Consider the following 26,982-nt stretch of genomic DNA (forward strand, 5'->3'; position numbering starts at 1 on the left):
GATATGCGCCGCATCACCATCGTCATTGCCGCCCTCGCCGGCTTCGCCGGCATCCAGGCGATCGCGCAGACCGTCGACGGCCTCGACCTCGAAGCGATCAAGCGTCGCGCAGCCGCCATGCAGGGCGACGCGGACGTTTTTGCCGAGCATGTCCGCAACCGTGGCGATGCGTTCCGTGAGGAGGCCGTCGCCGTGCAGGCCAAGGCGAACGGTAGCCTCGTCAACCTTGCCAAGGCGGATCTGCCGACGAACGGCGATGGTGCGTTCGACTTCGACGAAATCATCAAAGGTGCCAGCCAGAACGTGTCCTCGACCGGTCGCGGTGATGCCCCACAGTTCATCGCCTTTGCCAGCCTGTCGATGCCCGTCCCGGCGCTCCGCCAGCTGATCGCGGACACGTCGAAGGCCGGCGGTGTCGTGGTGTTCCGTGGATTTCCGAACAACTCCATGAAGCAGTTCAGCGCGATGCTGAGCAAGGTCGTCAACGAAAAGGACCAGCTGGCGAATGTCGGCATCGACCCACGGCTGTTCCGCGCGTTCGATGTGGAGGCAGTGCCGACCTATGTCGCGGTCTCGTCCGACTTCGACCTCTGCTCGGGGCTTTCCTGCAAGACCGTCGTTCCGGCCCATGATCGGATGACCGGCAACGTCTCCGTGCGCTATGTTCTCGACACCTTCGTCGCCGGCCATGGCCCTGGCGCCGGCGTTTCGGCGGTCGCGTTGCGCAACATGGCGAAGGGCGCCTGAGTGAAGCGGGTCGCCTTCTCCTTGCTGCTCTCGGTCCTTATCGGCGCCACCAGTGGTGTCGTCGCGCAGACGACGATCGAGGAGGCGCGCAAGCAGGGCGCAGACCTTGGTAAGGCGATGCGCGCGGATGACCGCTTGGGGCCGAACGATGCCAAGCTCGCACAACTCCCCGGCTACGGGGGCACAGATCTTCCAGAGAAAGTCTATTTCGACGATCCCGATCGCCTTGCAACCGATGGCGGCATGAAGGCCGGCACCGACGATGCGTTCGGCACGGTCACCGACAAGGGGCGGACCCGGCCGAGCTTCAGTAACGCCGAGATCCTCGCCGCCACCTCGCGTGGCAGCGCGATCGAGAAGGATCCGGATGCCTATCTGGGCGGCCAGTCGATTGGCGGCACGGAGGGGACCTGTACACCGCTGCCGCCGTCGGTCGGCGGCAAGGGCTATTACGAGGCAACCTGCAATCAGGGCTCGAAGGTCACTGAGGCGGCCGAAAGTTGTCGGGGCAACATGGTGCCGACCGTCGTCAACACCGCCCGCTGGTTTTACTACGGTGTCCTCGACAAGAACGAGGGCTACGGTTTCGCCAAGAACAGCGTCCTTCAGGCGAAGGTCGGAACGGGCGTATGTCGCATCGAGCCAGTATCGAAGCACATCTGTGACGCGCAGATCGAGATGGGCGCGGGCGGCAACGACGTTGAGGGTTACCGGAAATATTGCAAGAAGCACCTGAGCGGATCGGCGCAGCTGTACTCATGCTCACCAGAGTTGACTGCGAGCGAAACGGCAAGCCATCAGAACTATAAGGCCGGCACCGTCTACCTGAAGAAGGAGGGAACGGTCAGCGTGACCGTCGCGCGCAACGAGGGCACCTGCCCTTCACTCGCAGCGGACGCCTCCTGCGTCCCACAGGCAGCTGAGGTTTGCACCGAAGGTCCAGAAACCCGGGTCATCGACGGGGTCTCGGTGACGCAGAGCTGCTGGGCCTGGTCACGCACCTTCACCTGTCAACGGTTGACGCCGGCAAGCGATTGTAGCGCGCTCGACGGCAACAAGCTCTGCAGCTTCCTTCGTGATGAGTGCCTGGACGATCCGCAGTCGGGAGCGTGCAAGGTATCGCAGCGCGTCTACAGCTGCCCGTTGCCGGACGACAAGGCGTCGACCGACAAGCAATATGTCTGTGGCGGCGACGTCTATTGCCTGAACGGCAATTGCGAGGCGATCGAGCGCGAGGCTTCGACCGAGTTCAAGGATGCGCTCGTCGCGCTTCACTCGATCGGGGATGCGGGCAAGCAGTTCGATCCGAACAATCTAACCGTCTTCTCCGGTGAGCGGGGCACCTGCAACAAGAAGATTTTCGGAGCCTCGAATTGCTGCTCGGGCAAGGGCGTCCCGCTGCTCACGCCGTGGCTGTGCAGTTCGGCCGAAAAGCAGCTCGACGATAAGGACGACAAGGGCCTTTGCCATAAGGTCGGGTCCTATTGTTCCGAGAAGATCCTCGGCATCTGCGTCACCTCGAAGGATGCCTATTGCTGCTTCGGCAGCAAGCTGTCCCGCATCCTTCAGGAGCAGGGCCGCCAGCAGATCAACAAGCCCTGGGGCAAACCCAAGGATGAGACCTGCAAGGGTTTTACGATCGATGAGTTCCAGCGCCTCGATCTCTCCAAAATGGATTTCTCCGAAGTCTACGCCGAGTTCATGGATGCAGCGAAACTGCCCGATGAAGTCTCCGTGATGGCCGACATTCAAACCAAGATTCAGGGGTATTATGATCTTCACGGGCGCAAATGATGTGCAGGGACCGGGGGGTCCGTGCTCGATCGACATGTCGGTGCTCGATCTCGCAATCTTTTTGCGGATCCATCGCTCCGGTCGCGGCACGTCCGCCGGTGAGGTGGCGCAGACCATCTCGCATTGGTTTCAGTGTCATATCGATCCGCATGAGGTCGAGCAGTCGTTTCCGCGCATGGCGGAAGCTGGATGGCTGGTCCGCCGCGAGACGGGCATGCGCGCCACTATCAAGGGTCGTAAGCACGGCCGCAGCCACCTTCGCGGCATCGTCCGGATGCTCGATCAGGGCACCAGGATGCTCGACGTCGCCGCGATGATGTCAGTTCTCAAACTCGCAATGATTGAGCTCGACGGGGAGCATGATGATGACGACGATCAAGGCTAAGCGTACCGGTCGGTTGACCGCTTCCATCCTCATGCTGTTGGCCGCTGCCGCACCTGCGGCGACGCCGGCGCTTGCGCAGACGCTCGACCTACAGAGCGCGGCCATGGCCGAAGGTGCCGGCGACGACGATGTGCAGCCGACGGACGCCGTCGTGCAGCCGGCGTTCTCCAACGATGCGCCTCAACAGCAGGGCGACGACTTCTACTGTGGCCAGCGCAAGCTCGGACAGTGGTTCTATTGCGAGCGGCCGAAGGCCAAGCCCTCCGCTCCGCAGGCGTCGGCACAGCCGCAGCAGTCGTCGACCGCACAACTGAAGGCGATCACGAAGCAGCTGGATGAGTTGAAGGCGCGCGCCATCCTCGAGCCGACGGAGGCGAACGTCATCGCCTATGTCCGTTATCAGCGCGAGCAGCTTGATCGTGCGTCGACCTTCTCGGACACCTGGCAGCGGGCGCTCTGGCAGAACCCGGATATCGACTACACGCTGCAGCGGCCAGTCTCGACCGTCGGCAAGCGCGCATGGACGGATAACCGCTCAGCGACCCGCGACCAGGTGCTGTCACGCCTCGGCCAGCGCTACGGCATGTTCTACTTCTTCGCGCAGTCCTGTGCGGCCTGCGAGGTCTTCTCGCCGATCCTGCGCTCGGTTGCCGATAGCCACCGGATCACCGTCATGGCGGTGTCGACCGATGGTGGTCCGAGCCGCCAGTTCCCCAACTATGTGGTGGATTCTGGCCAGCGCCAGCGGATGGGTGTGCCGCTCGCGACGCCGGCGCTGGTGCTCTTCGACACCGTCACCCGCAAGACGGTGCCGGTTGGGTTCGGCGTCATGTCGGCCGACGAAGTGATGGAGCGCATCTTCATGCTCACCAATTCCAAGGTCGGGAGCGACTTCTGATGGCAAACACCCCGCCGCCCCGCCCTTCCCTCTTCCGCGCCTTCCTTCGCCGGACTGCCGCGGTCGCCATGACGCTTGGTGCCGCCAGCATGGTCCCGGTCGGGATCGCGCGCGCGGACGTCGCGGGGCAGATGAACGACTTCTTCCAGGATGCGGGCGGTGCCGCGAACGTGACCGGTCCGTCGGCCTATCAAGGCCAGAGCGCCGGCTATTATTCGATGGGTAACGTCTGGAGCCGCTTTCCCCAGAAAAGCGTGCAGCCGTTCAACCTGCAGATGCCCAAGGCGACCGCAGGCTGTGGCGGGATCGACATTTTCACCGGCTCCTTCAGCTTCATCAACGGCGCCGAGATGGTCGCCATGCTGAAGGCGACGGCGAACAACGCGCTCGGCTTCGCCTTCCAGCTCGCGATCGACAGCGTCTCACCCGAGATCGGCAAGGTCATGGACGGCATGGCCAACAAGGCGCAGCAGATGAACCAGATGAACATCTCGTCGTGCGAAGCGGCGCAGGGGTTGGTTGGGTCGGTATGGCCGAAGATGACGCAGGCCCGTTCCACGGTATGCGCCGCGGTGGGCAACTCGCAGGGCAAATTCTCGGATTGGGCGCGTTCGCGGCAGGGCTGCGGCACCGGCGGTGAGCAGGACGCGACCCTCGATGGCAACACTGATCCGGCGATGGCCGACAAGATTCCCGGCAACCCCCGGAATTACACCTGGGACGCTATCAAGAAGTCGAACAAGTTCGGCACCGACCGGGAGTTTTCCGAGTTTCTGATGACGCTCGTCGGTACGATCGTCATCAATCCCAAGGCGCCGGAAGGGGCTATTGTCGGATTCGTCGGTCCAGCTGAAGACGCGGTCGTGACGGCGCTCCTCGATGGCGCTGGCACCGGTGCGCCGGTCAAGATCCTGCATTGTGAGGACGATGCCTGCCTGAACATGACCCAGCAGACACTTCGCCCCGGACCGGGCCTCCGTATCAAGATCAAGAACATGATCGACTCGATCAATGGCAAGATCCGTACCGACAGCGCGCTCAATGCGCAGGAGCAGCAGCTCCTCAACATGACGTCCCTGCCGCTTTACAAAATGCTCGCGGTGCAGGCGATGGCGCATCAAAACTTCGCCGATGGTGAGACGAGTGCGTTAGCCGAGATTGTCTCGGTCAGCCTCCTGTCGTCGATGATTGAGAACATGCTCGATCGCCTCAGCCAGTCGACGGTCCATGTCCAGCCGGCCGATGCGGAGATGGGCAAGATGTGGCGTGACCAGTTGGCACAGGCGCGCACACGCTATTCCGAGCGCAATGTCGAGCTGAAGGCGACGCTCAACCAGACGATCGCCCTCATCAACAAGTCGGTCATGCTGGAATCGACCCTTCAGAACAGCATGTCGCCGGCGATGGCAGCCTCGCTCAATTTCTCGCGCGGCCTGAGCGCGCAGGGCCTCAACTAAGGACGATACGGCGATGGTCGAGGTCTTCACGATCGGCGGTGGCGAGTACATCGTCAACACGTTCAACGCAGTGGCTGCTTGGACAGGTGGCGGTGGCTACCGCGGGCTGCTGCGGGTCGTCATGGTCATCGGTCTGATTTATGCGCTGCTTGCCGTCGCGTTCACGATGAACGTGCGCGCGTGGTTGAACTGGTTCCTCGGCTCCGCACTCATCTATACGTGCCTGATGGTGCCGACCGTCACCGTGAAGGTCACCGATCGCATCAATCCGTCTCTCGCCCCGGCGGTCGTCGATAACGTCCCGCTGGGGCTCGGCATCACTGCCAGCTTCACCAGCCAGATCGGTGACTGGCTGACACGGACCGCCGAGACGGTGTTCACGATGCCGAGCCAGCTCAGCTATTCGACCAACGGGATGGTCTACGGTGCCCGTCTCCTCGATGCGACCCGCAACTTTCAGATTCGTGACGCCGAATTTTCCACCAATCTGTCGAGCCACTTCAAAAATTGCGTGTTCGGCGACGTCATGCTCGGCCAGAAGTCGATGACTGATCTCGCCGCCTCCAAGGATCTCTGGGCGAGCATGGGACCTGGCTCGGCCGCGCGGTCGCAGCCATGGGTCGAGCGCTCCGGCGCCGCGACGGAAAGCAGCATCGTTACATGCCGGCAGGCTTACGACATGCTCAACAACAGCTGGCATTCGATGATCGAGGCGCACACGCCCCTCTGGTCGAAGGAGACCTACCCGAAGCTGTCGACGGCCGTCGCGTCAGCCAAGCTGCGGGCCGACGTTCCGATCGTCAACCAAGCGTTCCTAGCCTCGAGCGCGAACTACGAAGCGATCGTCCGGCAGAATACCGCCATCAACGCCTTCATGATGGCCCGCGACGGCATGTCGGGCGGTCCGGGTGCCGCGTCGATCGACACCTTCGCGACGACGCGAGCCGATATCCAGGCCCGGAACACATACAACTCGATCGCGCAGCAGGCGATGAGCTGGGTCCCGATCCTCAACATCGTTCTGACGGTCGTCTTCTATGCGATGTTCCCGGTCATTTTCCCGCTGTTCCTGATGCCTCAGACCGGCGTCGGGGCGCTCAAGGGCTACATAACCGGGTTCTTCTATCTGGCCGCGTGGGGACCGCTTTACGTCATTCTCCACATGATTTGCATGACGCGGGCGACAGGAGCGGCGCAGGGCGTGGCCGAGGGCGGCATGTCGCTAGGGACGTATGCCGGCATCGGCGCGGTCAACGCGGAGACGGCGACGATCGCCGGCTTCATGCTGATGTCGGTGCCATTCCTCGCGGCAGGTCTGGCGAAGGGGGCAATGAGCATTTCCGGGCAGGCGACGTCGGTTCTCTCGCCGGCGCAGAACGCCGCTGAGGCAGCCGCGGCCGAGCAGACGACCGGCAACTACAGCTATGGCAACACCAGCTTCGCCAATTCAACGTCGAACATGCGGCAGAGCAATCAGTGGTCTGACGCACCGACATTCTCGACTGGCGGCATGGCGTCTAGTTTCCGGCACGATAATGGAGCAACCACCACGAACAACGGTGACGGCTTCAACGTCTACGATACTGGCAAGGCGATATCGAATCTGCCGTTCAGTGCCTCGGTCGTTCAGTCCGCTATGGCGACCGAGAGCAGGCAAGCAACCGCCGCTGCACGTATCGCGGATGGGTTCGAGCAAGCTAGTAGAAGGGAAACGCAGCATCTCGAAGCGCTCCGTAACGGCCATACATGGTCGAACACGAACTCGGTTGGCTTTGATGCCAGCTCAGGCATCAGGGGCGGCACTACACTGGACCAGTCCGTTCGCAACAATGTCCAACAGAGGGCTGGTGTCGAACTTCGAGAGGCCTCGGGCGCGGGAACATCGCTACAAAAAACGGACGGCAATACAATAACCGATGCTGGCATCTGGGCCGGCGGCATAAACCTCGGCATAGGTGGCAGTGCTAAGGCAGGTGTTGGAGATTCGAATACCGGTGCCGGTATTTCCGGAAAGGTAGACGTCAACGGCGGTTATACTCGCTCGCGAACGAACGCCGATACTACAAGCGTCACCAACGGTTCGAACATCACTCATGATAAAACAACCGCCGCCACTGGTGGCACCTCCGCTGATCGCACGGTTGGTGCCGGCACCTCTGTGCAAGATGGAGACTTCTACCAAGTGGGTCGGACAGCGCGTTCCGAACAGAGCGAGGCACGAACTCGCGCCATCGAAGAGTCCCAGACCAAGATCAATTCCTATAATGAACAGGCACGGCATTACCGTGAGCTGTCACAGTCACTGGAGCAGCATGCCAGCTTTGCGGAAAGCAATGGCTTCAATCTGACCACCGATCTTCGCAACGACCTTACGCGATGGTACGACAAGCAGAACGAGGCAAGCCCGGGAGGCAATATGCTACCCGCCCTCTGGCAAACCAATTTGACGCCTGTCCAAGAGACCGCCCGCAACACCGCTATCGCAAAGTGGGCGAGTGAACGATCGGATGGGATCGAGCGCGATATTCAAGCGGCGCTGTCGAACCCAGCCCTAGCTGGCATGACTGTGCCAGGTGTCGCTTCGGAAGCATCCGTATTGGCACGATATTCGGGTGGCGGGCCTCTTGGTGCCGCTCATCCAGTTTCGGTTGACAAACCGGACTCAACCCCAGCTCGTGCAGATATCACTCAGGCGGCCGTAGAGCTTCAAGACGACCAACGAAGGCTTAGTGGAGTTGCGGCATCTGACTTCGCTCAGGCTCCGCCTGGAGCGTCGAAGAAGTGACGCGTCAGGCGAATGCCAATACTCCTCCGACTACAAGCAACCCGACGGCGCTTACGGTGAAGACCGCAGCTTGCGCTAATCTCACCGTGCGCGGCGAGGCGTTTTTACCATTGCGTGAGGCGAATCGCATGTTGTCGTCATCATGGTTGAAGGCACCGAACGGATTCGGCTGCCAGTACCCCCGCCCGATACCGGGCATGGTCTCGTTATCGAACATGATGGGCTGGTTCGGATCAATTTGCATGGCACACCTCGCCCGATAAGGTAGAGCGAAATGAACATGTTGGCAACGCGGGATCACCGTCGATTTCTGGTCGTGCAGCACCGCCCGCCGGCGCTGAATGATCTCTCTGGCAGCCTCATTTTCGGCTTCTCATGGCTGCTGGTTATGGCGATCGGCCTCATGCCCATAGCCGAGGCATCGCTATCTCGTTCGCCATCGATCACGATGCCGACGACGATCGCCTTCTTCGTTGCAGTCGGAAGCGCTGTCCTGCTGCGCCGGCGCTATTCGTGGATGGGCCTCGTCCTCCACATTTTCGGCCAGATCGCGATCTGGCTTTCGCTGTTCGTTATGTCGCTTGCACTCGTTCTCGCCCTGGCGGCTCACGCGTGATCCCGCTCTGCCTCATCCTCGGCGATAGCACGGCCGTTGGGACTGCGGACGCCCTCGCCGCCCAAGGCATGCGCTGCGCGGTTCATGCCCGCGAGGGCGCCCCGTCAATCGAGACCGTAAAGACGTGGCATAGCGGATCATTCAGCGATCGAGCCCTGATCGCGCTCGGCTCCAACGACGCTCTCAATCCGGATCTCGCCGGTAACCTTCAGCTGCTTCGCCAGCGTGTTTCGGCGAGGCGGGTGACGTGGCTCGCGCCATATCATCGACGCGCCGCAGCGATCGTGTCAGCGATCGCCGAGCAATTCGGTGATTCCGTTGTTCATCTGGGTCGCTTCTCTTCGGCCGATGGCATTCATCCGAAAAGCTATCGCACAGTCGCCTCGGCCCTTCAGTGGCAAACGCCGGCCCCCCTGCCCTACCGATACGCTACCGCCCGCTCGTCGCCCGCTCCCGTTCCAAAAGCTGAGCAAGCTATACGGCGAGCGGTGGTCATGACGTTCTAGCGCCGACCTTGGAACGGGTTTGAGCCTCGTCAAAAGTAAGGCGTCATGCAAAATCGATTGAAGGTCCTCCGCAGACAGCAAGGCTGGAGCCAGGCGCAACTAGCGGAGAGGCTCGCCATATCACGGCAAGCATTTAACGCGATCGAGACGGGAAAACACGATCCGTCCTTGCGTCACGCGTTCCGCATCGCACGCCTGTTCAATCGCACCGTCGCCGACATCTTTGATGATCGCTCGTCGCCATCGTAGTGTGAACGGGAGTGCGCTGCCATTGGTGTCTTCGCCAAGGATGGAAGAGGATTACGGTTCAAACTCCGACCACGACGTCCTCGATCGCCACCTGATTGCGTCCCGCCTTTTTTGCTCGTTCTAGCTGCTGGTTTGCGGCGGCGAGGACATTTTCTGCTGCCCGGCCACGCACGGCGACGACACCGGCGGACAAGGTAACGTGTCCTAGCAGCTCGTTGGTTTCCCGCACCCGCATTTTGCGTGAGCTGAACGCCTCGCTTGCCTTGGCCAGCATTTTGCCGGTCGAGTTGAGGTCGATGCCCGTCGCAAGGATAGCGAAGGTGCCCCCCTCCCAGCGCGCTACGGTATGACCCGGGCAGAGGTCTATAAGGTCCCGTGCGACGATCTTTAGCAGTCGGTTGCCAACCTCGACGGAGTGCGCCTCGTTGATCCGTCGCAGGCCGTCGACGTCGACCAGGGCAAGGCATGTCTGCGGGTCGACGCCGTCCGCGACCAAGCGTTCGTCCATCGCCGTCCGATTGATAAGACCGGTTAGTGGGTCGTGCTGTCCGATCGTCTGCAACGCCGTCAGCTCGGCTCGAATATCCCGTGCTTGCCTTGCGGCCTGCACGAATTGCACTTCGGCGGTTTCGGCCCGCGCCAAGACTGCGGCGATCAACGGTCCTGCGCCGCCATCGGGGGCATCAAGCAGCGCGGCTGACGCGACTATCAAGTCCCGGTTCAAATCACCCGTTATCTCGAGCGCATCGCTGACCACGTCCAGAACCCGAAGGGTGATATGGTCGAGTTGTGGTGCGAGCACGCGCATCGTGGTGCTGGGCCGAAATTTCTCGACCTGGTCCGCTGTGAGACGGATGCCGCCGTCGATAACGCCGTCCACCTTCGCCCGAAGGTCTTGATCGTCACCGTTAAGATATTCATGCGCAAAGGAATAGTGATCCGGCGTATGCGATAGACGATGCCGATCAAGGAAGGCTAGGACCTTACCACCGCCCTGAGTTTGACCGTGCTTACCCTTCATCGAACGGCGTCCTTCGTGATCTGTTCATCGCCATACTGTCGAACCGTTGACCTGAACATCGATCGGCGCGCCCATTTTCCTGCATGCCATCGCTACCGATCGTGAAAACCTCGGCTTGGTCAAATGCGCCAGGCGGCCGTCTCTTGTCCGTCATTCGTCATCAATCGGCGATGGTGGACCCAAGGATCCGATCGATCAGGTCGGGGTCGATCTCGTCACCCGGCTGAAGGCACGGCTGCCGCGTAATGATATCAATGGCATGTTGCAGGTAGCAGCCCGCATCGGCTTCATCCTCCGCATCGAGAATAGCGAGTGCCATTTGCATGAGCGCTACGGCTGCATCGATTTCAGTGAGACTTTCGGCCACGCTTCTTAAAGCGACGTTGATTCTGCGGGTTCAACGACAAAATGATCCGTATCGGATTCTACCGGCGAAGGATCGGTATTGCCGTTACGGAGGCATGGCCTCGTCTGCCGCAGCCTTTGCACCGCAGGTTGATGATGCGCGATGCAACAGGACCATCGCGACGAAAGCGAGAGAGGATCGTCGCTGCCGGCATGTTCATCGTGCGACCACACGCGCAAGTGATGCGAATGTCTGCGCGATCAGCCGCCCACTCGGCAAGCGTCTCGTAGGGCGCTTCAATCGTCGGCCTTTTACCTACAATGGCGACACGTCCTCATACCGCCCTGCCTTACGAAGCTGCCGAACGATCCCGTTAAACGCGGCCGTGACGCCTTGGGCTCTACCTATCTCGTTCGGCTGTGAGGCGGCATCCCAGTAGAGCTCAAGGGGCCAACGTTCCGGACAATGAGGCAGAAGACAGCGCAGTGCGAGACGGACCTCCATGCCGTCGACCGTGGTCTCTGAGCACTTGGCCACGCCGGCGCGCAGGATATGCACGGAGAGCGCGATAACGACACGTTGATGCCTCGGCAAAATTGACATGGATCAATGGAAGTCATGCGACTTGAATCGCACGACATCCTCCGGGTCCATTCCGTCCGCGTGAGGCGGCCAATACTGGTTGTGCGCCTCCGGCTCCCAGCCTTTATCCCCGCGATCGGGCGAGCCGGGATGCTGGCCGGCATCCCCTCGGCCGGTGCGGTGCGGAAACGACATGTCGCCGACGCGGTGAAGCAGGTCGCCATGATCGATAATCCGGTCGCAGATCACATGGATGATCTCGCCTTCCTTCTGGACGCGCCCCTTCATGCCGACCATCGACGCGCTCATGATCGTGCGCCGTTGGGCCTCGAAACGGTCTGGCCACAGGATTCCGTTCGAGACCCCAGTCTCGTCCTCAATGGTGATAAAAAGCACGCCTTTCGCCGAGCCGGGCTTCTGGCGAACCAGGACGATACCCGCGACCTCGACATGGCGGCCGTCGCGGACGTTCGCGAGGTCGGCGCATTTCGTCACACCGCGGCGGGTCAGCTCGTCTCGCACGAATGACAGTGGATGGGCGCGCAGCGACAGCTGCAGCGCGCGATAATCCTCAATTACCTCACGCCCGTCCGTCAACGCGCGGAGAGCCACGGCCGGTTCGATACCCTCGGCGCTGAACGTTTCCGCCTGGCGATCGGCCGCTGCGAAAAGCGGTAGCGGCGCCTCGCCCAAGCCACGCACCTTCCATAGGCCCTGTCGGCGATCGACGCTGAAGCTGTGAAAGGCATCGCCATCGGCCAGTTTCTCGATCGAGGCGCGCTGCACCCCCGATCGTCGCCAGACGTCCTCCACGCTCTCGAACGGCGTCGTTGTGCGCGCGCCGACGATCTTGGCGCCATCCGCGTTCGACAGGCCGCGTATCTGCCGCAGCCCAAGACGCACGGCGAGATAGCGCCCGCCAGTGCGCTCCAGCGTGCAATCCCAGCGACTGGCGTTGACGCAAGGGGGGCGCACCTCGACGCCGTGATCGCGAGCGTCGCGGACGATCTGCGCCGGCGCATAGAAGCCCATCGGCTGCGCGTTCATCAGCGCCGCACAGAACACGTCGGGATGATGATGCTTCATCCACGACGACGCGTAGGAAATCTTGGCGAAGCTCGCGGCATGGCTCTCGGGAAAGCCGTATGAGCCGAAGCCCTCCAACTGGCGGAAGGTGCGCTTGGCGAACTCGCGAGGATAGCCCCGCTCCACCATGCCCTCGATCAACTTTTCGCTAAAATGAGAGACGCCGCCCGTGAATTTGAACGTCGCCATTGCCCTTCGCAGCTGGTCAGCCTCGGCCGGCGTGAATCCGGCTCCGACGATCGCCACCTTCATGGCTTGCTCCTGAAAAAGGGGGACGCCGAGCGTCTTCTCCAAGACGGCGCGCAGCTCCGGCCGCGGATATTCTGGCTTCTCCAGCCCCTCGCGCCGGCGCAGATAAGGGTGGACCATGTCGCCCTGGATCGGTCCAGGCCGCACGATCGCCACCTGGATCACGAGATCGTAGAACCGCCGCGGCTTCATGCGCGGCAGCATGCTCATCTGCGCACGGCTCTCGATCTGGAAGGTGCCTAGCGTGTCGGCCTTTGAAATCATGGCGTAGACGTCGGGATCGTCGTCCTGCAGGTCGGCCAGCCCGACGCGGAGTCCCTTATCCGCCTCGAGCATGTTGAAGGCGCGGTTCATGCAGCCGAGCATGCCCAATCCCAAAACGTCGACCTTCATGAATTTCAGTGCGTCGATGTCGTCCTTGTCCCACTCGATAATCTGGCGGTCCTCCATCGCCGCTGGCTCGATCGGCACCAGGTCATCGAGGCGATCGTGGGTCAGAACGAACCCGCCCGGGTGCTGTGACATGTGACGCGGCACGCCGATGAGCTTGCGCGCGAGGTCGAGCGTCAGGCGCAGTCGGCGATCGCCGATGTCTAGGTTGAGCTCGTCGACCTGTTTCTCGCCAACACCCTCGGCCGACCAGCCCCACACCAGCCCTGCGAGCGAGGAGGTCAGGTCCTCCGGCAGACCGAGCGCCTTGCCAACGTCGCGCACGGCACCGCGCGCGCGGTAGCGGGTAACGACGGCCGTCAGCGCGGAGTGGTTGCGTCCGTAGGTCTCGTAGATCCACTGGATGATTTCTTCGCGCCGCTCATGCTCGAAGTCGACGTCGATATCAGGCGGCTCGCGCCGTTCCCCGGAGACGAAACGCTCGAAAAGCAGCTCATGTTTGATCGGGTCGATCGACGTCACGCCAAGCACAAAACAGACGCAGCTATTGGCGGCCGAGCCTCGCCCTTGGCAGAGAATGCCCCGCCGGCGGGCTTCGCGCACGATTGCGTAGACCGTGAGGAAGTAGGGCGCGTAACCCAGCTCGCCAATCAGCTTCATTTCATGGGCGATCTGGTCGCTATAGGCTTGCGGCACGTCGCCATCGAACAGCCGGTCGACTGCCTCCGTCGCCAGTCGCTGAAGCGCCTCCTGCGCGGTCAGCCCGTCGATCAGTTTCTCGTGCGGGTACTGATACTGAAGCTCGCCAAGGTCGAAGGTGCAAATGCGCGATATGTCGACGCTGGCTTGCAACGCGTCCGGATAGGCTCGGAAGCGCCGGACCATCTCGTCGGGCGACTTCAGCGCGCGATCGGCGTTGACCTCTCGCCGGTAGCCGAGTTCGTCGACGGTGCATTTCTCGCGCACGGCCGTCACCACGTCCTGTAGCAAGCGCGCCTCGGGTGCATGGTAGAGGACGTCGCCGGTAACGACCGCTCTCACCCCAGCACCACCCGCCTGCCGCGCCAAGGCATCGATGCGCACCGCATCCCCGGGCCGACGTCGCTGGAACAGCGCCATGTAGCCGCGCCGTCCGTAGATCGCCTTCAGGTCCTTCAGCGCGACAAGGTTCTCCTCGTCTGCCTCGTGGGGCAAAAGGATCGCCACGACGCCTTCGGACCATGGTTCGAGGTCGTGCCAGTGCAGGAGGCACCCGCCCTTCCCTGCCCGCTTCTTGCCCACGGTCAGCAACCGCGTGATCCGCGACCAAGCGGGCCGGTTCGTGGGATAGAGCAGCAGCCGTCGCCCGCAGGATAGCTCGACGCGTGTGCCCGCGATCGAGCGGACGCCAGTGGCCTTCTGCGCCTCCCACGCGCGCACGACGCCGGCGACTGTGCCGATGTCGTTGACGCCGATCGCCGGGTATCCCAGCATGGCTGCAGCCGCGAACAGCTCGTCGGGGCTGGACGCGCCGCGCAGGAGCGAGAAGTGCGTCAGCACCTGAAGCTCGACATAGTGGGTCATCCGAAGACCCCGTGCATCCACCACGACAGATCGCCGGTATCGTCCTCGAATCCGTCACCGCGGCGGAATACCCAGTACCGACCGCCCGCGTCGTCCTCGACCCGGTAATAGTCGCGGACTGCCCATATCTCTGCGTCTCGCCGCCACCACTCTCCGTGGACGCGCTCCGGGCCGTCGCCGGCGACGACCTTGTAGACCGTGCCTCGCCACTCGAAGCGGCGTGGTGGTTGGTCGGGCATGAGCGCAATGACCCGGTGCAGCGGTTCTGGGCGCGCAAAAAGCCGCACCGGCCGTTGCCAAGCCGGCCAATCCCCCGGCACAACATTCGGGTCGGAGTGGGCGACGGCCCGCTCCGGCACATGGCTCTCCACCGGCGCTATCCGGAAGACAGACCGCATCCCAATCCGGCCGGCGATCACGTCGACCAGTCTTGCCGGATCGCGCACCAGCGTTTCGCCCGCCAGCACCGCGCCAAGGTCGACCGCGTCAAGCGGCTCGGTGTGCGGCGCGACCAGTGAGAATTGCTCTAGCCCCCAGCCCGGATCGATCCGTTCGATGCGCAGCTTCAGCAGCCGCAGCAGATGGGTCACCTCGCGTGTCGGCCGAGAGGTGCCGATCGCGACAACCTGCTCGGTGCCATCAACCCGCAGCCCCGTCAGACGCAATGAGCGAGCGCCAAGGCCCCGCGCCTGCAACACCTTGGCGAGATCCGCCAACAAATCCGCCATGACCTGTTCAATCGCGTCGGCCGTGCTGATCGGTTCCAGCAATCGACGTTCGACCGCCGGCACCTCGGCGTCATGGCGCGGGGTGATAGGTTCAGCGACGCCGCCTAGCGCCTGATCGAGGCGCGTGATCGCCGGCAGGCCGAGCCGACGTGCAAGCGGCCCTCGCGCGACCGGCAGAAGGTCCGCGATCCGCTCGAAGCCGAATTTGCGCGCGGCAGACAGCGCGGTCGGCGCCAAGCGCAGCGCGGCGATCGGCAATGGGCTGATTGCCTCGACCGTGCCGTGTGGGTCGACCTGCGTCAGCTCAGCCCTCCCGAACCGCGCCAGCGCGTGCGCAGCGCCAGGCGTGTCCGCGACAGCGACGCGGGCGGTGAAGCCAGCCCGCTTGCAGAAGGCGAGGAGTCGACGGCAGAACCGCTCCTCTCCCCCGTGGAGATGATCGCAGCCGGCGAGATCGATCCAAAGGCCATCCGTGGGCGTGACGGCCGCGATAGGGGACCAGCGCCGAACCGCAAGCAGCGCGAGGCGATCGAGCAGCGCTGCGTCTGCCTCCGGCTCGGCCGGACGAAAGTCGAGATCCGACACCAACGCTCGAGCGTGCGTCGCCGCCATGCCGGCATGGATGCCCAAGACCTGCGCGCCCGGGCAGGCGGCGACCACCTCCTCACGACGGCCCATCTTTCCAATCAGCGCAAGCGGCGCGTGGTCGACGGTTGGCGCCGCGGTCGGCGCGGTTCGCATGGTCTGCGCAGCCGCTTTATAGGGGTGGCTCGCCGCCTCCGACCTCCGGCCCAGCTCGCGCATTGGCGGTTGGGCGTGCACAGGCAGCGCTGCGATCTGTGCCTCGACTTCTTCACGCGACTGCGCGCTGGCCCGCGCCCAGCGCGCACCCGGCCGCCATCCGCCGCCCCGTGGCACCGAACAGGCACCCGGATCGTCGTCGACCGGCAGTTGGAGAGTGGGCCGCTCAGGCGGCCGCGAAGCGGGCCGTTCCAACCGTCTCAGCCGTTCGATGGCCAAGTTCGGCAGGTACAGCGAGACAACCCGTCTCATCGCTGGCCTCCAATATTAGGGAAAACCCCTCACCTCCGCGCTGCCGCGCCAACTCGATCGACCACCTTGCTCTTCCTACACCCGCGACCTCCAACCGCGCCGAAGGCGCGGAGCCGATCCGCCAGCGCGTCCACGCGGCGGATGGCTCCGAGAACGGGTCTTGGTCCCGGTTACGGCGACGCCGCAGCAACAGGACGGGCATGTCAGCTTCAGCCGCCACCAGCTGCAGGCGTCGCGTGGCGACCATCGAGACCTTGCTCGCCTCCGCGACGATCGCCGACGGGGTGCCGTCGCGAACGGCATCTTCGATCACGGCCAGCAGCGTGGCGTCGTCCGGTGGGTGCGCGTAGATGACGCTTGCAGCCGTGAGGCCTGCCTGGGCCAGTCCGGGTGCGTAGATATCTGGCCGGCAGCTCGCCCACAGCACCGGGCCGCCAGCGATCGCCGCCTCGCGCGCCGCGATGCCAGCGAGGAACAGCGTCGTCGCCGCATCGTCGACTAAAGCCCCGGTTTGGGCCGTTGCCTCGTGGAGCGCGCCAGCACGCAAGCCCCCTGCCCCGAGCCGACTATCCACCTCCTCAATGCCGAACGGCAGCACGCGATAATCCGCGATCGGCGTGGCGATCGTCCGGAGATGCGCTATGCTGGGCGCGAAGGAATCAAGGGCAGCGGACATCGTGTTCTAGACTCTACTCGTTCCCTTTATGTTCCGTTACCAAGTCCAACATTGCAAGGGCCGATCATCTCGGTTCGTCGTTTCGCATTGGAACGTCCGCGATACGAAACAGCGACAAAGCATGAAATTCTGCTTCCCACGGACGATCGCGTGACTCATAGAAATGGGATGCCGATCCGCGCCGAAAATCGCTGGCTCTACCCGATCGACTGGCAGCAGCTGTCAGGTACGATCCGGTTTGAACGCGCCGGCAGGCGCTGCGAGCAATGCCGTCGGCCGCACCTTCGGCGGGTGGCGCATCTTGGCGACGGACGCTGGTGGGACGCCGATACGTCGTGCTGGCGATCGGACCAGGGCAAGCGTGTCTCGATGAAGGCTGGCTTCATGCTCGCGAGCGTTCGGATGACCTATGTCGTCCTGGCGTGCGCGCACCTCGATCATGATCCGGGCAACAGCGCGCCCGGAAACCTCCGCGCGCTTTGCCAGCGCTGCCACATGATCCATGATGCGGCCGAGCATCGCTGGCAGCGCTGGTGGAATGTGTTTCGAGTGCGGGCGTTGCGGGATCTGTTCGAGGATCCTCGCATCACTCGCGAGCGACATGCCGTTCGTTAGAGGTCGATGTTGCGCGTCTTCATAGCTTCAGCCGCGAGATCGGCGATCGGCCCTACCCCGCCGACTGCCTCATAGATCACGGTGACGTCGTGGTCCTCGAGCTTGTCGAGCATCAGCGCAACCGCCCGGGCGTTCGCCTCATTCAGCACGGTCTTTGTGTCGTCGCTCGTCATGGGTAAGGATCCCGCTCGTTTTTCAGGGAGCATGAATAGCATGAACATAAGCGAACTGGCCAAGGGCGTTGCCACGTCGACGGGGTCGAGCGAGGCCGACGCCAAGAAGGCGATCACGGCGGTTTTCGATCAGATCGCGGACGCTGCTGCGAAGGGCGATGAAGTCTCGATTCCTGGCTTCGGGAAGTTTGCCGTCAAGGATCGGCCCGAGCGCCAGGGCCGTAATCCGGCGACCGGCGAAGCGATGACGATCGCGGCGTCGAAGAAGGTGTCGTTCACCGCCGCCAAGGGCCTGAAGGACAAGCTCTGACGAACACGCGCCGGCGATCGATCGCCGGCGCCGACAGGAGGCGCGGATGTGTAATCGGTATAGGCTGACCGCGAAGCAAGTCGAGGTGGCTGCGACGTTCGGCATTCGCCCTCCCTACGAGGTCGATGAGACGTTCCCGACCGGTGATATCTTCCCCACGGGTAAGAAGACCCCATTCTATGGGGCTGTCATCGTGCAGAACGGCGACGATCGCCGGATCGAGCGCATGGAATGGGGGGTGCCGACGCAGATCCCAAGCAAGCGTGATCCCGCGAAGAAGCTGACAAAGTACGTCACCAACGTGCGGAATCTTACCTCAAGCTTCTGGCGATCGATGCTTACAACCCCGGCACGACGTTGCCTCGTGCCGGTCACGTCCTTTTCTGAGTACGGGCTCACACCGGGCGAAGATGGCAAAAAGCCATTGCACTGGTTTGACGTGCCCAGCCGGCCGGTCTTCGCGTTCGCAGCAATTTGGCGTCCGACAGAACGCGGTAACGCTTATGGCTTCCTGACGACAGAGCCTAACTCAGTGGTGGCGCCAATTCACCCAAAGGCGATGCCCGTTATACTTCATGACGACGACTATAACAGGTGGCTGACCTCGCCTTGGGATGAGGTAAGTGGCCTTGTCGCCCCCTACCCTTCGCAGCTAATGAACCATCGATAGCCAAGCTCAGGAATAGGGACTATTTTGGAGCCATGCAAAGCGTAGAGATTGCCGCGGGTTCGCTGAAGTCTGGTGAAGGCATTTTCAAATCAGCCTTGGCGAATCTAGCTGCGCTTACGTCGATCGCGGCAGCTTGGGGTTATCTCGCCGGATATGCGTATAAATCCGAGTTGCTAGAGCATTTCGGGTTAGCATTTAACGTAGTAACATCTCATCCATTCGAAACAATTATACACGGCTACTATGCGACAATCTATGCCGCTTGGAATGGTGCAATATGGCTACTCCCGATACTGCTGCTTGAGTTTGCTTGCATTATTTCCGCGTTCGCATTGTTTGCCTATGGCAATGCCAAGGGCTGGCGCGTTACGCGATTAGCGACAGACTTCTCAGACCGAAATAGAATTCAGATCAATCGTATTCTGCTTTTTGCCGGAGCTATGTGCTGTATAACTCTTGGCATATTGGGCGCGGCACCCGCAGGCTCGAAAGCGGCTAAGTATGATATCGACGTCTTCTCGCGATCAGCACCTGCTGGGTGCTGCTTTATATATCAAATAGGCCAGAAGCGGTTCAGAGGACGCATCATTGCCTCTGATCCCGCAACAACCTGGATTCTTACCCGCGATCGAGTCGTACCAGCGGAGACTAAAGACGTAAGTATATGGCCCACTGGATCATGGAAACGCGGCCGGACCACTGAGCCTAAGCCGGCGAAATAGTCTCCGTAGTCAGCGTCGTGTCCATGAAATTGGGTGGCCATGTTATCGAGCTATACCCGCCACCCGGCCCTTCACCGTATTCACATGTTATTCTCTAATTATACAAAAATCTTACAAACTGCCGCGATTGCGGCTACCGCAGCAAAGGCGACACCCACCTTTTGCCACTTGGCTAGATTTGTTGCCGGCTTAGACATTTCAAATCGTGATGCTTGGGTGCGCTCGATTGCGGACCTTGTTGTGGGCGTGAGTTCTCCATAGTGAAGGGCATCAGAAAGAGCCTGATTGTCCCACCGTTTGGCATCAGCAAAAAATGCCTCATCATGACTGGCTCCCTTTAGGGAACGTACTTGGGCCTTACGATATTCGATTTTATCGACTTCGTCCTTTGTCATGGTCATCCTGGGTTTGGAGCTACTGCTCATATTGTACCGCCATAGGCGTTAACAACACGCGGCGATCCGCCACCTATGGTACGTTTTGGGTATACTTTCAGCGGTTCTACACTCGGCGGTCCGATTTCCGCCGGGTAGGATCGTTAAAAATCCGGCTCGAATTTGCCCTTTGGTCCGCCTGAAGTCCGAACCGAGAAAGACCAAACGGCACCCTACCAAACGGCACCGCAGCATTCAGGGTTGAATAGCTGCGCGTTATTTCTGCCTCACGAATAGTCCGGCGCGTGCCAGTTCAGAGCCGGAGGCTGTCCCGCAAACGACCCGTGCGGGACAGTACCGCGATCTGACGCCCTCGTTTGGCTTCTGAGCGTGACAGCGATTAAGCGTCCCCAACGGTCACGAGGCAAACCAATTCGCCGGGTCGCGTCCGCAAAGGTGCCGCACTTCGATCCCTTCCGCAGCTAGAATGGTGGCGACCTCGATCCAGTCGGTATCCGTGCTGTTGTAGATTGGAATGCCCTCCTGCTGAGCTAAGGCCGCGAATTTACGATCGCTTGGATCGAAGCCGGCATCGATCAGTGATTGAGGAAGCGCAGCATATTCACCGTCTTCGCGTTTGGGCAGGTCAACGCGCTCGACTAAGTTCGGCGCGCTGTGCAGCACGATTTGGAAGAAGCGGTCTCCGACGCCCGGCTGCCCAGCTGGACTCAGGTGACGTCGATATTCTGCTTGCATCTCGCCGGCCTGATCGAGAACGAGTTGGCCATCGTTCGCGAGCCCTACGAGAAACTCCACTGCCGAAAGCCGACAGGCAATGGACGGAGCGCGTTGGTCATTCGGGTCGGGACGACCGTTCGCGACGATCGGGACGTTTGTGTCAACGGCACAGCGGATCATCCCGCCTCCTTCATGCGTCGCAGTCGCGCCAGTTCGGCGTTCGCAGTTTCTCCAAAGGCATCGCCCATGAACTTATCCGGCCAATTGAGTATGTTACCGTATTCGTCCAGCTGTAATGGATCGAGCCTTGATGCGGCGCCGGTAGCGGATGCGAAGTAAAGTTGGATCTGGTCGGCCGCAATCTGCTCCTCAGCGATGCGGCGCTGCAGCCGTAATAACAAGTGCTCCGAATGGCTTTCTACGAAAATCTGGACCTTCCGCGTCTTCGCAACGTGGATGAACAGGTCAGCGAGCCCCGCCTGTGCCAGGGGATGAAGGTGGATCTCAGGCTGTTCTAGGATCACCGTCGCGCCCTCTGGCACATAGTGCAATAGAACCACCACCGGCAGCACCTGAGACACGCCGAAGCCTACGTCAGTCAACACGCTTTCCGCTGCCCCGGGTCTGACCCTTAGGGTTACACGGTAGATGCTGGTGCCTTTGGCCACCGGCTTAGCAGCAAACGAGTCGATCAGCCCCAACTGCTGCAGCCAGTACCCGATCGCCGCCTCGAAGCTCTGGGCCCTTGGCTTGCCCGGCACCTTTCGCCTTTCCCCTTCGCGGGTCGCCGCCAGCATCGCTTCCACAGCATATTCGCCACGGTCGCCGACGTCCTGAGGTTGCGCACCGCTCCAAATATACTCGCGCTTGGGGGGCTCGCGGAGTGGACCCAAATAATATAATTGGTCAAGCTGCTCCTCATAGGCGAGTTCCAGGTCGGCGAGGAAGTCACCGTTCTGGTACGCGTAACGCGCTGTATCGGGAAAGAGATAGCCCTTCGTCGGAACGCCAAGCCCCTCGAGTGGTCGACCGCGGTTGCGCCGAAAGCTGAAAGAGCCTGGACCACTTGTTGCTATCTCACGATCGTCCCAATTCATTGAGAAACGGCGCTCGCCCAACACGTAACTCAGCTTTTCCTGCCAAGGTGTGTCCCAATCCCCTTGGGTAACTGCGGCCTCAACGCTTAGACGGTTGTCCTCTTCAAAAATCTTGCCTGTGCTTGGATTGAACAGCTTGACCGGCTCGTCGGAAGTCCAATCGAGCCGCCAAGCGAGCTTCGAGTCCCTGTCGTGATCCTGCACTGCGTCCTCGAACGAACCCAGTCTGGTGCGCGTTCGCTCATCTCCAAAATGGAGGGCAAGCTTTCGATCCGTTGCATCACGCGTCTGTTTGAGAAGGAGCAAAAATTGAATTAGGCTCGATTTTCCAGAACTGTTTGTTCCAAACAGGCCCGTTATCGGGGCGAAGGACAATTTCGCGTCTGTCCATGTTTTGAAGTGTTCAAGTTCTAACCGGGTTAGCATTAAATTGCTCCGCTCAGGCAGTTTTCGATTTAGTGCTCATCGCACTACCGCGTCTTGCCGGATCTATTTTGCCTCAAGCGCTTTGGCGACTGCGGCCGCAACAGTTTGATGATTAGTGCATCGAAGCTGTCCGGTTGTAGAGAGGCGCCACACACTCATTCCGGTCTTCTGAGTTTGCCTCATGGTGTCCGCTGACCACGTACCTTCGGTAATAAACCGCACGAAGACGCTCTGCTGCCCGTTTTCATCCCTGATCGCGAGAAGCTTCCGCCCTGCCTCAGATTGCAGAAGGAACCCTCCCTTAGGGTCGACCGCGAAGACGTAGCCGTCTTTCCAGACTAGAAAATCGGGATAGAAGCGCCGGCTCTCCCCCTTCTCGAGCAGGGGTATCGAGTAGCCGCCATTGACTGGGTTCCGAGCCCAAGGGACCCCGATCGCGTCCAACTCACGAGCTACTTCCAGCTCCAGGCCATTGAGGTCGCTGTAGCCCTCATGTACAGAGTTGCTGAACAGCTCCATAGTATCCGGACGGGTCAGAACCGCTCCGACTGTGTATGGATTGTAGTCCTCGAACGCGAGTTCGGCATTTGACAGGTAGGTGTCAACCAAACGCTCTGCATCACCACGCAGTTGCTGCGCCGCGATGCTGGTGATTTCCACCTTCGCCTCGAACTTTGGGTCGGCCCAATCGACGGTTTTTGCCGCCTCTGGATAGCGCGATAAGACGTGGCGACGGATGAGCCATCGGGCGACGACCCTATTCGAGTGGTCCTTTTGGACAGTCTGGATCTCCGGCTTGGAGCCGTCGCCCACGTTCTGCACCGCACGCGTTAGCTCGCCGGCGCCGTGGACGTTCGGAGAATCTGAGGTGTAGTCGTGGATGGACGCAATCGCGTCCGCGAGAGGCAATACCGCATCGTCTGCATCGATGTGGATTTCCGGGACCGCAAGAGCCTGTCGCGGCTCGAGCCGGGCTCGGCGCCGGTCCCGGCTGTCGCTGTATCCGTCGAGCCTAACATCAGGCATCTCAGCCGCGATCTTTCGGCGGACGACCTCTAGGATGCGCGGAAACTCCTGCTTATTGTCGATCCGAATAAAGAAGTTAGCGGTGTTCAGGATTGGATCAGAATAGTGGCGGGCGCCCGGCTGCCGCAGCACCCTCCCAATTACCTGCTCAACCTGCAGCGCAGACCCCATGGACTTATCGATGTAGGCGAAACAGCACGCTGGGTCGTCCCAGCCTTCCTGTAGGCTCTGATTAAAAATGATGTGCCGAAATTTTCCTTCAGAAAAAACGTTGAAGTCGTCCTCTCCGCCCGAGAATAGACGGAAATCAGCGGGCGCCGGATAGTCCCGCTGGTTCATTTTTAGATCGCAGTAAACTGCGATTTCGTCCGCAGGTACACCCTTCTCCTCGACCAAATATCGCCAGATCAGAATCGGTGGCGCCTTTCGGTCGGTGAACGGCTTATTCGGGTTGTCGGCCGCTCCGTCATCTTGGTTGATGTTCGTTCGGCACACGTATATCGCCTTTGGCAGGAAGCCCGCGTCCAGTTCATCAGCCTTTGTAGTGGCGAGTTGGAAATCCTCCACCATGTCGTTAAGGGTCGTTTCCATCTCGGTGTCGTAACCGCCCAGGACGATCTGGCGCTTAACCAGCCCGGCTTCGACTGGCTCTTTCGAACGTACTGCCGTGATAAGGCATTTGGTGGGTACGCCCTCTTGGTCCGTTACCGGCGTGTCGTCCCAACCGACTTGCTTGAGGCGTTCGATGATTTGCCCCAAGCGACCCGGTGTTCGCATCGTGGCCGACGCCGCGAGGATGACCTCGGGCTCCAGCTCAAGGAGCAGATTGGTCTGTTGATCGGACAGGTTGTGTGCCTCGTCGTAGACGACGATCAGAGGGCGCCGATGTTGGTTCGATGCGGCTTTTCGATCGGCTAGAATCTCCCAAAGAGCACCATCGTTTTGGTCCTCATCCTTTTGATGAACCTTGAGCTTGCCATCGCTCTTTGACTTCTGATTGAAACTTCCAACCGTCGTCAAAAGCAAAAACGCTTGCGTGTCATCATGGATTTGCGCGACCGTCGCCTGTGAAAGGTAACCGACGACAAATTGAGAAATTAGGTGTGCGTACTTCCCCCCCGTCTCGAAGTTCGTATACGTCTGATCCACAACCGCCTTTGATTTCGAGATCCAAAGCACAATCGGCTCGATCGGCATGGTTGCACGCATCAGGCTGACTGTGTCGGCGAGGATCGCAGTTTTGCCCGAGCCGGTGAGCGACGCGAGGGCTTGATAGAACGGCGTCGCCCAACCCATGTATTCCATCGGACGCCGCTTGTCAGCTGCGAGCAGCCCGAACCGCTCTACGATTTGGAGGCTGGACCTGGCTTGGAACGGCAAAAGGGACAGGGTCACGCGGCGCTCTCCACTTCAGCGGCGTTACCCTCGACACTCACGCCGTAAGGATGAAGGGCTTCATTGAATCCCAGCGCATCAAGGATCCTGTTGGGGATCTGATAAAACTCAACGTTAGGCCCGCTGTACGTCGAAATTCTCGCGTAGACGTGGAAAGGCTGCGTCAAGCCCTCTGCCTGAGCCTCGGCTGCGATTGCGCGGAAGGTAGCTCGGTTGAGCACTGATGATTGCTCCGGTCCGTTCCAAATAAGGAAGAAGCCTTCGCCCTTTCCGCTCGTGGCGAACAGGTGTTGGTGCGTACCGGCCGGCAGGCGCTGCAGGTGCCCAGCAGACCGATCCTTTTGGTCCCAGTACGACGTCAACAACAAGTCCACCATCTCCTCTCGCTCAAGCGCGAGGACCGCCGCGGCATCAACCTGGTCCATCAGCTTGGAAAAGCGAAAGCCGCCGTCGAGCGGCTCTGCGGCCACCTCAACCTCGCCGGTCTTCAGCGCACGCTCGCCAGAGATCACTCTTTTCAACCGCTCGTAGGTCAAAGTGCGAGCATACGCGTCTCCACGTTCGGGGCGACCCTGCTCGATCAGGAGGAACCGCCGGGAGGCCCCTGCCTCTTTGTTCAGCGACAGGACGGCGTGCCCAGTAGTGCCAGATCCAGCAAAGGGATCGAGGACGATACCGGTCGGCGGACACCAAATTTGGATGATCTTTTTGAACAGCTTGAGCGGCTTCACGGTGTCGAAGCCATGGCCACGGCCGACGATCGCGGTCAGTTCGTTTATGCCAGTCTGACTATGTCCTGATTCCTCGTGCGCCCAAGAGGTGCTGCCGAGTTCGAGCGGCTCGTCAAAGTCGTCGCTCGACCAGTACGTGGTTGGCACGATCCCTTGCTTGACGTCCTTCAGGTATTTTTTGAGCCCAAACGTGCCCTGACCCTCGTCGCGCCAGTGAGCGACCGGCCAAACGCCCCGGAGTATCTTCTCAGCCTTCTGCTTCGCTGTCTTGAGCGCCTTGTTGGTCTCGAACGACGGTTCGCCGCGTATAGCGCCACTCTTGATGACCAACGCCTTCTGTCGTCCGTCATCGATTTGTCGCTCCACATAGGTGGAGCCCCACTCTTCCAAATACGCCTTCATGCGGCGTTTCTCGGAGCCCCAATGTCGTCCGGCGGTGGGGTAATGGAGTTCGCCGGTGAAAGGAGACTGAATAGCGTAGATCATCGACAGGTGAGTATCCTCACCTCGTGCCGTCAAGTCGCCTGGTTTCCACGGATGAGGGTCCTTGTCTCTAGACAAATACCTCGAGTCCATCGCTTCGGTGCGGGGCAGCAGACCGGTTTTTGAGCGATCCGCATTTTTCGCATAAACCAAAACATATTCTGTTGCCGTCGAGAGATGTCGCTGGTCGTTCCTAGGCGCATAGGATTTTTGCCAGTTCAGCAGACCGATCCGGTTACCCTCGCCGAACATTTCGTCGAGCATCATACCCAGCCGGAATAGTTCACGATGATCGATGCATATCGCGAGCACACCGCCGGGCTTCAGCATCTCCTTCATCATCCACAGGCGCGGCGTCATGAAACGCAGCCACTTCGAGTGACGCGAACCATCATCTGCCGGCACAAGCATCCCTAGGTCGGGGTCGTTCGGATCCTCGTCCCAGCGGTCATTGTAGCGAAAATCCATGCCGGTGTTGTACGGAGGATCGGTCAGGATGAGATCAACCTGACCACGATATTTGTAGAGACTGACGAGTGCCTGAAGGTTTTCACCCTCGATAAGCGCATTTGCCGACTGGCTGCCCTCTGGTCCAACGCAGAGGCTTTGCTCGATGCGCTGCGACCGAGGCTTGAGTTGACGGATGATTTGCCACGGAGGCGTTTGCCCTGGATAGGTAAGCCGGATCCCGCCCGCGTCGGACCCGTCCCGCTCATGCAGCAGGCGTATTAAGTCGTCACGGCTCAGCTTTGCGTAGTCTACCATTTCATTCCCTTGCCCGCGTGGCGCACAGCCGTCACGGCCTTCTGTTCGGCTAACCATCACTAAAGAACATGCTGCGTAGAACAAGACCGGAACGCTTACGGGCGCGCCATGCTTGGTCGGCTCAAAGCGCTTCTGCTCAAAATTCTCGATGTGAGAAAGTGGCTCATCGTTCATCAACGCCGGTCATGGATATCACCGGTCTTGGTAGGGTATGCTCACCGGACACCGAGAAACGCTGGTCCTTTTTCCGTGTGGAATAAGCTTAAAGAAACAGCGTATGATTTCGGGCAAAGTCCTTTTGACGTCTAGATACATCAAGGACCATC

The 26,982-nt window shown here is 60.8% G+C and carries 25 protein-coding genes; 13 read left to right on the forward strand and 12 right to left on the reverse strand.

Going from position 1 to position 26,982, the window contains the following annotated elements; all coding sequences use genetic code 11:
* The first annotated feature begins 3 nt into the window (after positions 1–3).
* The 6 genes from trbC to QLH51_RS12705 are packed head-to-tail and all read left to right on the forward strand — an operon-like array spanning position 4 to position 8,066.
* On the forward strand, positions 4–747 hold the full coding sequence (gene trbC / locus QLH51_RS12680; protein ID WP_283514583.1) for a type-F conjugative transfer system pilin assembly protein TrbC: 744 nt from the start codon (positions 4–6) through the stop codon (positions 745–747).
* Positions 748–2,541, forward strand: coding sequence for a conjugal transfer protein TraN (locus QLH51_RS12685; RefSeq protein WP_283514584.1), 1,794 nt, complete (start codon positions 748–750; stop codon positions 2,539–2,541). It abuts the gene before it with no gap.
* Between the two features lie 40 nt (positions 2,542–2,581).
* Complete coding sequence (locus tag QLH51_RS12690; RefSeq protein WP_283514585.1) at positions 2,582–2,926, forward strand: hypothetical protein; 345 nt, start codon at positions 2,582–2,584, stop codon at positions 2,924–2,926.
* Positions 2,907–3,824, forward strand: coding sequence for a conjugal transfer protein TraF (locus QLH51_RS12695; RefSeq protein WP_283514586.1), 918 nt, complete (start codon positions 2,907–2,909; stop codon positions 3,822–3,824). The genes QLH51_RS12690 and QLH51_RS12695 overlap by 20 nt, the downstream gene beginning before the upstream one ends.
* Positions 3,824–5,281, forward strand: coding sequence for a conjugal transfer protein TraH (locus QLH51_RS12700; protein ID WP_443018834.1), 1,458 nt, complete (start codon positions 3,824–3,826; stop codon positions 5,279–5,281). The genes QLH51_RS12695 and QLH51_RS12700 overlap by 1 nt, the downstream gene beginning before the upstream one ends.
* 13 nt (positions 5,282–5,294) lie before the next feature.
* Positions 5,295–8,066 carry a conjugal transfer protein TraG N-terminal domain-containing protein gene (locus tag QLH51_RS12705; RefSeq protein WP_283514587.1) on the forward strand — a complete coding sequence of 924 codons (2,772 nt, stop codon included), beginning with the start codon at positions 5,295–5,297 and terminating at the stop codon, positions 8,064–8,066.
* Between the two features lie 4 nt (positions 8,067–8,070).
* Here the strand turns inward: QLH51_RS12705 and QLH51_RS12710 are convergent, their stop codons facing one another.
* Complete coding sequence (locus QLH51_RS12710; RefSeq protein ID WP_283514588.1) at positions 8,071–8,283, reverse strand: hypothetical protein; 213 nt, start codon at positions 8,281–8,283, stop codon at positions 8,071–8,073.
* Between the two features lie 57 nt (positions 8,284–8,340).
* On the opposite strand from QLH51_RS12710, the gene QLH51_RS12715 reads away from it, so the two are divergent.
* Genes QLH51_RS12715 through QLH51_RS12725 form a run of 3 tightly spaced genes read left to right on the forward strand, consistent with a single transcriptional unit; the run spans position 8,341 to position 9,437 of the window.
* A complete protein-coding gene (locus QLH51_RS12715; RefSeq protein ID WP_283514589.1) occupies positions 8,341–8,682 on the forward strand; it encodes a hypothetical protein in 342 nt (113 codons plus the stop codon).
* Entirely contained in the window at positions 8,679–9,188 is a 510-nt protein-coding gene (locus tag QLH51_RS12720; protein WP_283514590.1) for a hypothetical protein, read from the forward strand. The genes QLH51_RS12715 and QLH51_RS12720 overlap by 4 nt, the downstream gene beginning before the upstream one ends.
* 45 nt (positions 9,189–9,233) lie before the next feature.
* Complete coding sequence (locus QLH51_RS12725) at positions 9,234–9,437, forward strand: helix-turn-helix transcriptional regulator (protein WP_283514591.1); 204 nt, start codon at positions 9,234–9,236, stop codon at positions 9,435–9,437.
* Positions 9,438–9,495: 58 nt separating this feature from the next.
* On the opposite strand, the gene QLH51_RS12730 is transcribed toward QLH51_RS12725, so the two are convergent.
* The 5 genes from QLH51_RS12730 to QLH51_RS12750 form a co-directional block, all read right to left on the reverse strand.
* Complete coding sequence (locus QLH51_RS12730; RefSeq protein ID WP_283514592.1) at positions 9,496–10,458, reverse strand: GGDEF domain-containing protein; 963 nt, start codon at positions 10,456–10,458, stop codon at positions 9,496–9,498.
* Positions 10,459–10,618: 160 nt separating this feature from the next.
* Positions 10,619–10,825 carry a hypothetical protein gene (locus QLH51_RS12735; protein ID WP_283514593.1) on the reverse strand — a complete coding sequence of 69 codons (207 nt, stop codon included), beginning with the start codon at positions 10,823–10,825 and terminating at the stop codon, positions 10,619–10,621.
* A 585-nt stretch (positions 10,826–11,410) separates the two neighbouring features.
* On the reverse strand, positions 11,411–14,674 hold the full coding sequence (locus QLH51_RS12740; RefSeq protein WP_283514594.1) for an error-prone DNA polymerase: 3,264 nt from the start codon (positions 14,672–14,674) through the stop codon (positions 11,411–11,413).
* A complete protein-coding gene (locus tag QLH51_RS12745) occupies positions 14,671–16,455 on the reverse strand; it encodes a Y-family DNA polymerase (protein WP_283514595.1) in 1,785 nt (594 codons plus the stop codon). The genes QLH51_RS12740 and QLH51_RS12745 overlap by 4 nt, the downstream gene beginning before the upstream one ends.
* Complete coding sequence (locus tag QLH51_RS12750) at positions 16,370–17,131, reverse strand: ImuA family protein (protein ID WP_283514596.1); 762 nt, start codon at positions 17,129–17,131, stop codon at positions 16,370–16,372. Before QLH51_RS12750 ends, QLH51_RS12745 begins: the two co-directional genes overlap by 86 nt.
* 168 nt (positions 17,132–17,299) lie before the next feature.
* Between QLH51_RS12750 and QLH51_RS12755 the strand changes: the two genes are divergently transcribed.
* Positions 17,300–17,746 carry a hypothetical protein gene (locus QLH51_RS12755; RefSeq protein WP_283514597.1) on the forward strand — a complete coding sequence of 149 codons (447 nt, stop codon included), beginning with the start codon at positions 17,300–17,302 and terminating at the stop codon, positions 17,744–17,746.
* Here the strand turns inward: QLH51_RS12755 and QLH51_RS12760 are convergent.
* Positions 17,743–17,919: a hypothetical protein gene (locus tag QLH51_RS12760; RefSeq protein ID WP_283514598.1), complete on the reverse strand. Its 177-nt coding sequence runs from the start codon at positions 17,917–17,919 to the stop codon at positions 17,743–17,745. The two genes, QLH51_RS12755 and QLH51_RS12760, sit on opposite strands and share 4 nt — an antisense overlap.
* 40 nt (positions 17,920–17,959) lie before the next feature.
* Here QLH51_RS12760 and QLH51_RS12765 point away from each other — a divergent pair, with 40 nt between their 5' ends.
* From QLH51_RS12765 to QLH51_RS12775, 3 genes are read left to right on the forward strand one after another with little or no spacing between them, the layout of a single operon-like run.
* Entirely contained in the window at positions 17,960–18,229 is a 270-nt protein-coding gene (locus QLH51_RS12765) for an HU family DNA-binding protein (protein WP_066773491.1), read from the forward strand.
* A 46-nt stretch (positions 18,230–18,275) separates the two neighbouring features.
* Positions 18,276–18,899, forward strand: a complete 624-nt coding sequence (locus QLH51_RS12770; RefSeq protein ID WP_283514599.1) for an SOS response-associated peptidase — start codon at positions 18,276–18,278, stop codon at positions 18,897–18,899.
* A gap of 32 nt (positions 18,900–18,931) precedes the next feature.
* Positions 18,932–19,621, forward strand: a complete 690-nt coding sequence (locus tag QLH51_RS12775) for a hypothetical protein (RefSeq protein ID WP_283514600.1) — start codon at positions 18,932–18,934, stop codon at positions 19,619–19,621.
* A 98-nt stretch (positions 19,622–19,719) separates the two neighbouring features.
* On the opposite strand, the gene QLH51_RS12780 is transcribed toward QLH51_RS12775, so the two are convergent.
* The 5 genes from QLH51_RS12780 to QLH51_RS12800 all read right to left on the reverse strand — a co-directional run bounded on the left by QLH51_RS12780 (position 19,720) and on the right by QLH51_RS12800 (position 26,830).
* Positions 19,720–20,016, reverse strand: a complete 297-nt coding sequence (locus QLH51_RS12780; protein ID WP_283514601.1) for a hypothetical protein — start codon at positions 20,014–20,016, stop codon at positions 19,720–19,722.
* A 396-nt stretch (positions 20,017–20,412) separates the two neighbouring features.
* Entirely contained in the window at positions 20,413–20,913 is a 501-nt protein-coding gene (locus QLH51_RS12785; protein ID WP_283514602.1) for a hypothetical protein, read from the reverse strand.
* Positions 20,910–22,256 carry an AAA family ATPase gene (locus QLH51_RS12790; RefSeq protein WP_283514603.1) on the reverse strand — a complete coding sequence of 449 codons (1,347 nt, stop codon included), beginning with the start codon at positions 22,254–22,256 and terminating at the stop codon, positions 20,910–20,912. Before QLH51_RS12790 ends, QLH51_RS12785 begins: the two co-directional genes overlap by 4 nt.
* A 63-nt stretch (positions 22,257–22,319) precedes the next feature.
* Complete coding sequence (locus QLH51_RS12795; RefSeq protein ID WP_283514604.1) at positions 22,320–24,677, reverse strand: DEAD/DEAH box helicase family protein; 2,358 nt, start codon at positions 24,675–24,677, stop codon at positions 22,320–22,322.
* Positions 24,674–26,830 carry a site-specific DNA-methyltransferase gene (locus QLH51_RS12800; RefSeq protein ID WP_283514605.1) on the reverse strand — a complete coding sequence of 719 codons (2,157 nt, stop codon included), beginning with the start codon at positions 26,828–26,830 and terminating at the stop codon, positions 24,674–24,676. Before QLH51_RS12800 ends, QLH51_RS12795 begins: the two co-directional genes overlap by 4 nt.
* Positions 26,831–26,982 lie beyond the last annotated feature (152 nt).

Source organism: Sphingomonas sp. 2R-10 (assembly GCF_030062225.1).
GTDB lineage: Bacteria > Pseudomonadota > Alphaproteobacteria > Sphingomonadales > Sphingomonadaceae > Sphingomonas.

What these genes read in the sequence shown, in the direction of transcription:
- trbC (WP_283514583.1), top strand. Translation starts at nt 4, where the DNA reads ATGCGCCGCATCACCATCGTCATTGCCGCCCTCGCCGGCTTCGCCGGC.
- QLH51_RS12695 (WP_283514586.1), top strand. Translation starts at nt 2,907, where the DNA reads ATGACGACGATCAAGGCTAAGCGTACCGGTCGGTTGACCGCTTCCATC.
- QLH51_RS12700 (WP_443018834.1), top strand. Translation starts at nt 3,824, where the DNA reads ATGGCAAACACCCCGCCGCCCCGCCCTTCCCTCTTCCGCGCCTTCCTT.
- QLH51_RS12705 (WP_283514587.1), top strand. Translation starts at nt 5,295, where the DNA reads ATGGTCGAGGTCTTCACGATCGGCGGTGGCGAGTACATCGTCAACACG.
- QLH51_RS12710 (WP_283514588.1), bottom strand. Translation starts at nt 8,283, where the DNA reads ATGTTCGATAACGAGACCATGCCCGGTATCGGGCGGGGGTACTGGCAG.
- QLH51_RS12715 (WP_283514589.1), top strand. Translation starts at nt 8,341, where the DNA reads ATGAACATGTTGGCAACGCGGGATCACCGTCGATTTCTGGTCGTGCAG.
- QLH51_RS12725 (WP_283514591.1), top strand. Translation starts at nt 9,234, where the DNA reads ATGCAAAATCGATTGAAGGTCCTCCGCAGACAGCAAGGCTGGAGCCAG.
- QLH51_RS12730 (WP_283514592.1), bottom strand. Translation starts at nt 10,458, where the DNA reads ATGAAGGGTAAGCACGGTCAAACTCAGGGCGGTGGTAAGGTCCTAGCC.
- QLH51_RS12740 (WP_283514594.1), bottom strand. Translation starts at nt 14,674, where the DNA reads ATGACCCACTATGTCGAGCTTCAGGTGCTGACGCACTTCTCGCTCCTG.
- QLH51_RS12745 (WP_283514595.1), bottom strand. Translation starts at nt 16,455, where the DNA reads ATGAGACGGGTTGTCTCGCTGTACCTGCCGAACTTGGCCATCGAACGG.
- QLH51_RS12750 (WP_283514596.1), bottom strand. Translation starts at nt 17,131, where the DNA reads ATGTCCGCTGCCCTTGATTCCTTCGCGCCCAGCATAGCGCATCTCCGG.
- QLH51_RS12755 (WP_283514597.1), top strand. Translation starts at nt 17,300, where the DNA reads ATGCCGATCCGCGCCGAAAATCGCTGGCTCTACCCGATCGACTGGCAG.
- QLH51_RS12760 (WP_283514598.1), bottom strand. Translation starts at nt 17,919, where the DNA reads ATGACGAGCGACGACACAAAGACCGTGCTGAATGAGGCGAACGCCCGG.
- QLH51_RS12765 (WP_066773491.1), top strand. Translation starts at nt 17,960, where the DNA reads ATGAACATAAGCGAACTGGCCAAGGGCGTTGCCACGTCGACGGGGTCG.
- QLH51_RS12770 (WP_283514599.1), top strand. Translation starts at nt 18,276, where the DNA reads ATGTGTAATCGGTATAGGCTGACCGCGAAGCAAGTCGAGGTGGCTGCG.
- QLH51_RS12775 (WP_283514600.1), top strand. Translation starts at nt 18,932, where the DNA reads ATGCAAAGCGTAGAGATTGCCGCGGGTTCGCTGAAGTCTGGTGAAGGC.
- QLH51_RS12780 (WP_283514601.1), bottom strand. Translation starts at nt 20,016, where the DNA reads ATGACAAAGGACGAAGTCGATAAAATCGAATATCGTAAGGCCCAAGTA.
- QLH51_RS12785 (WP_283514602.1), bottom strand. Translation starts at nt 20,913, where the DNA reads ATGATCCGCTGTGCCGTTGACACAAACGTCCCGATCGTCGCGAACGGT.
- QLH51_RS12790 (WP_283514603.1), bottom strand. Translation starts at nt 22,256, where the DNA reads ATGCTAACCCGGTTAGAACTTGAACACTTCAAAACATGGACAGACGCG.
- QLH51_RS12800 (WP_283514605.1), bottom strand. Translation starts at nt 26,830, where the DNA reads ATGAACGATGAGCCACTTTCTCACATCGAGAATTTTGAGCAGAAGCGC.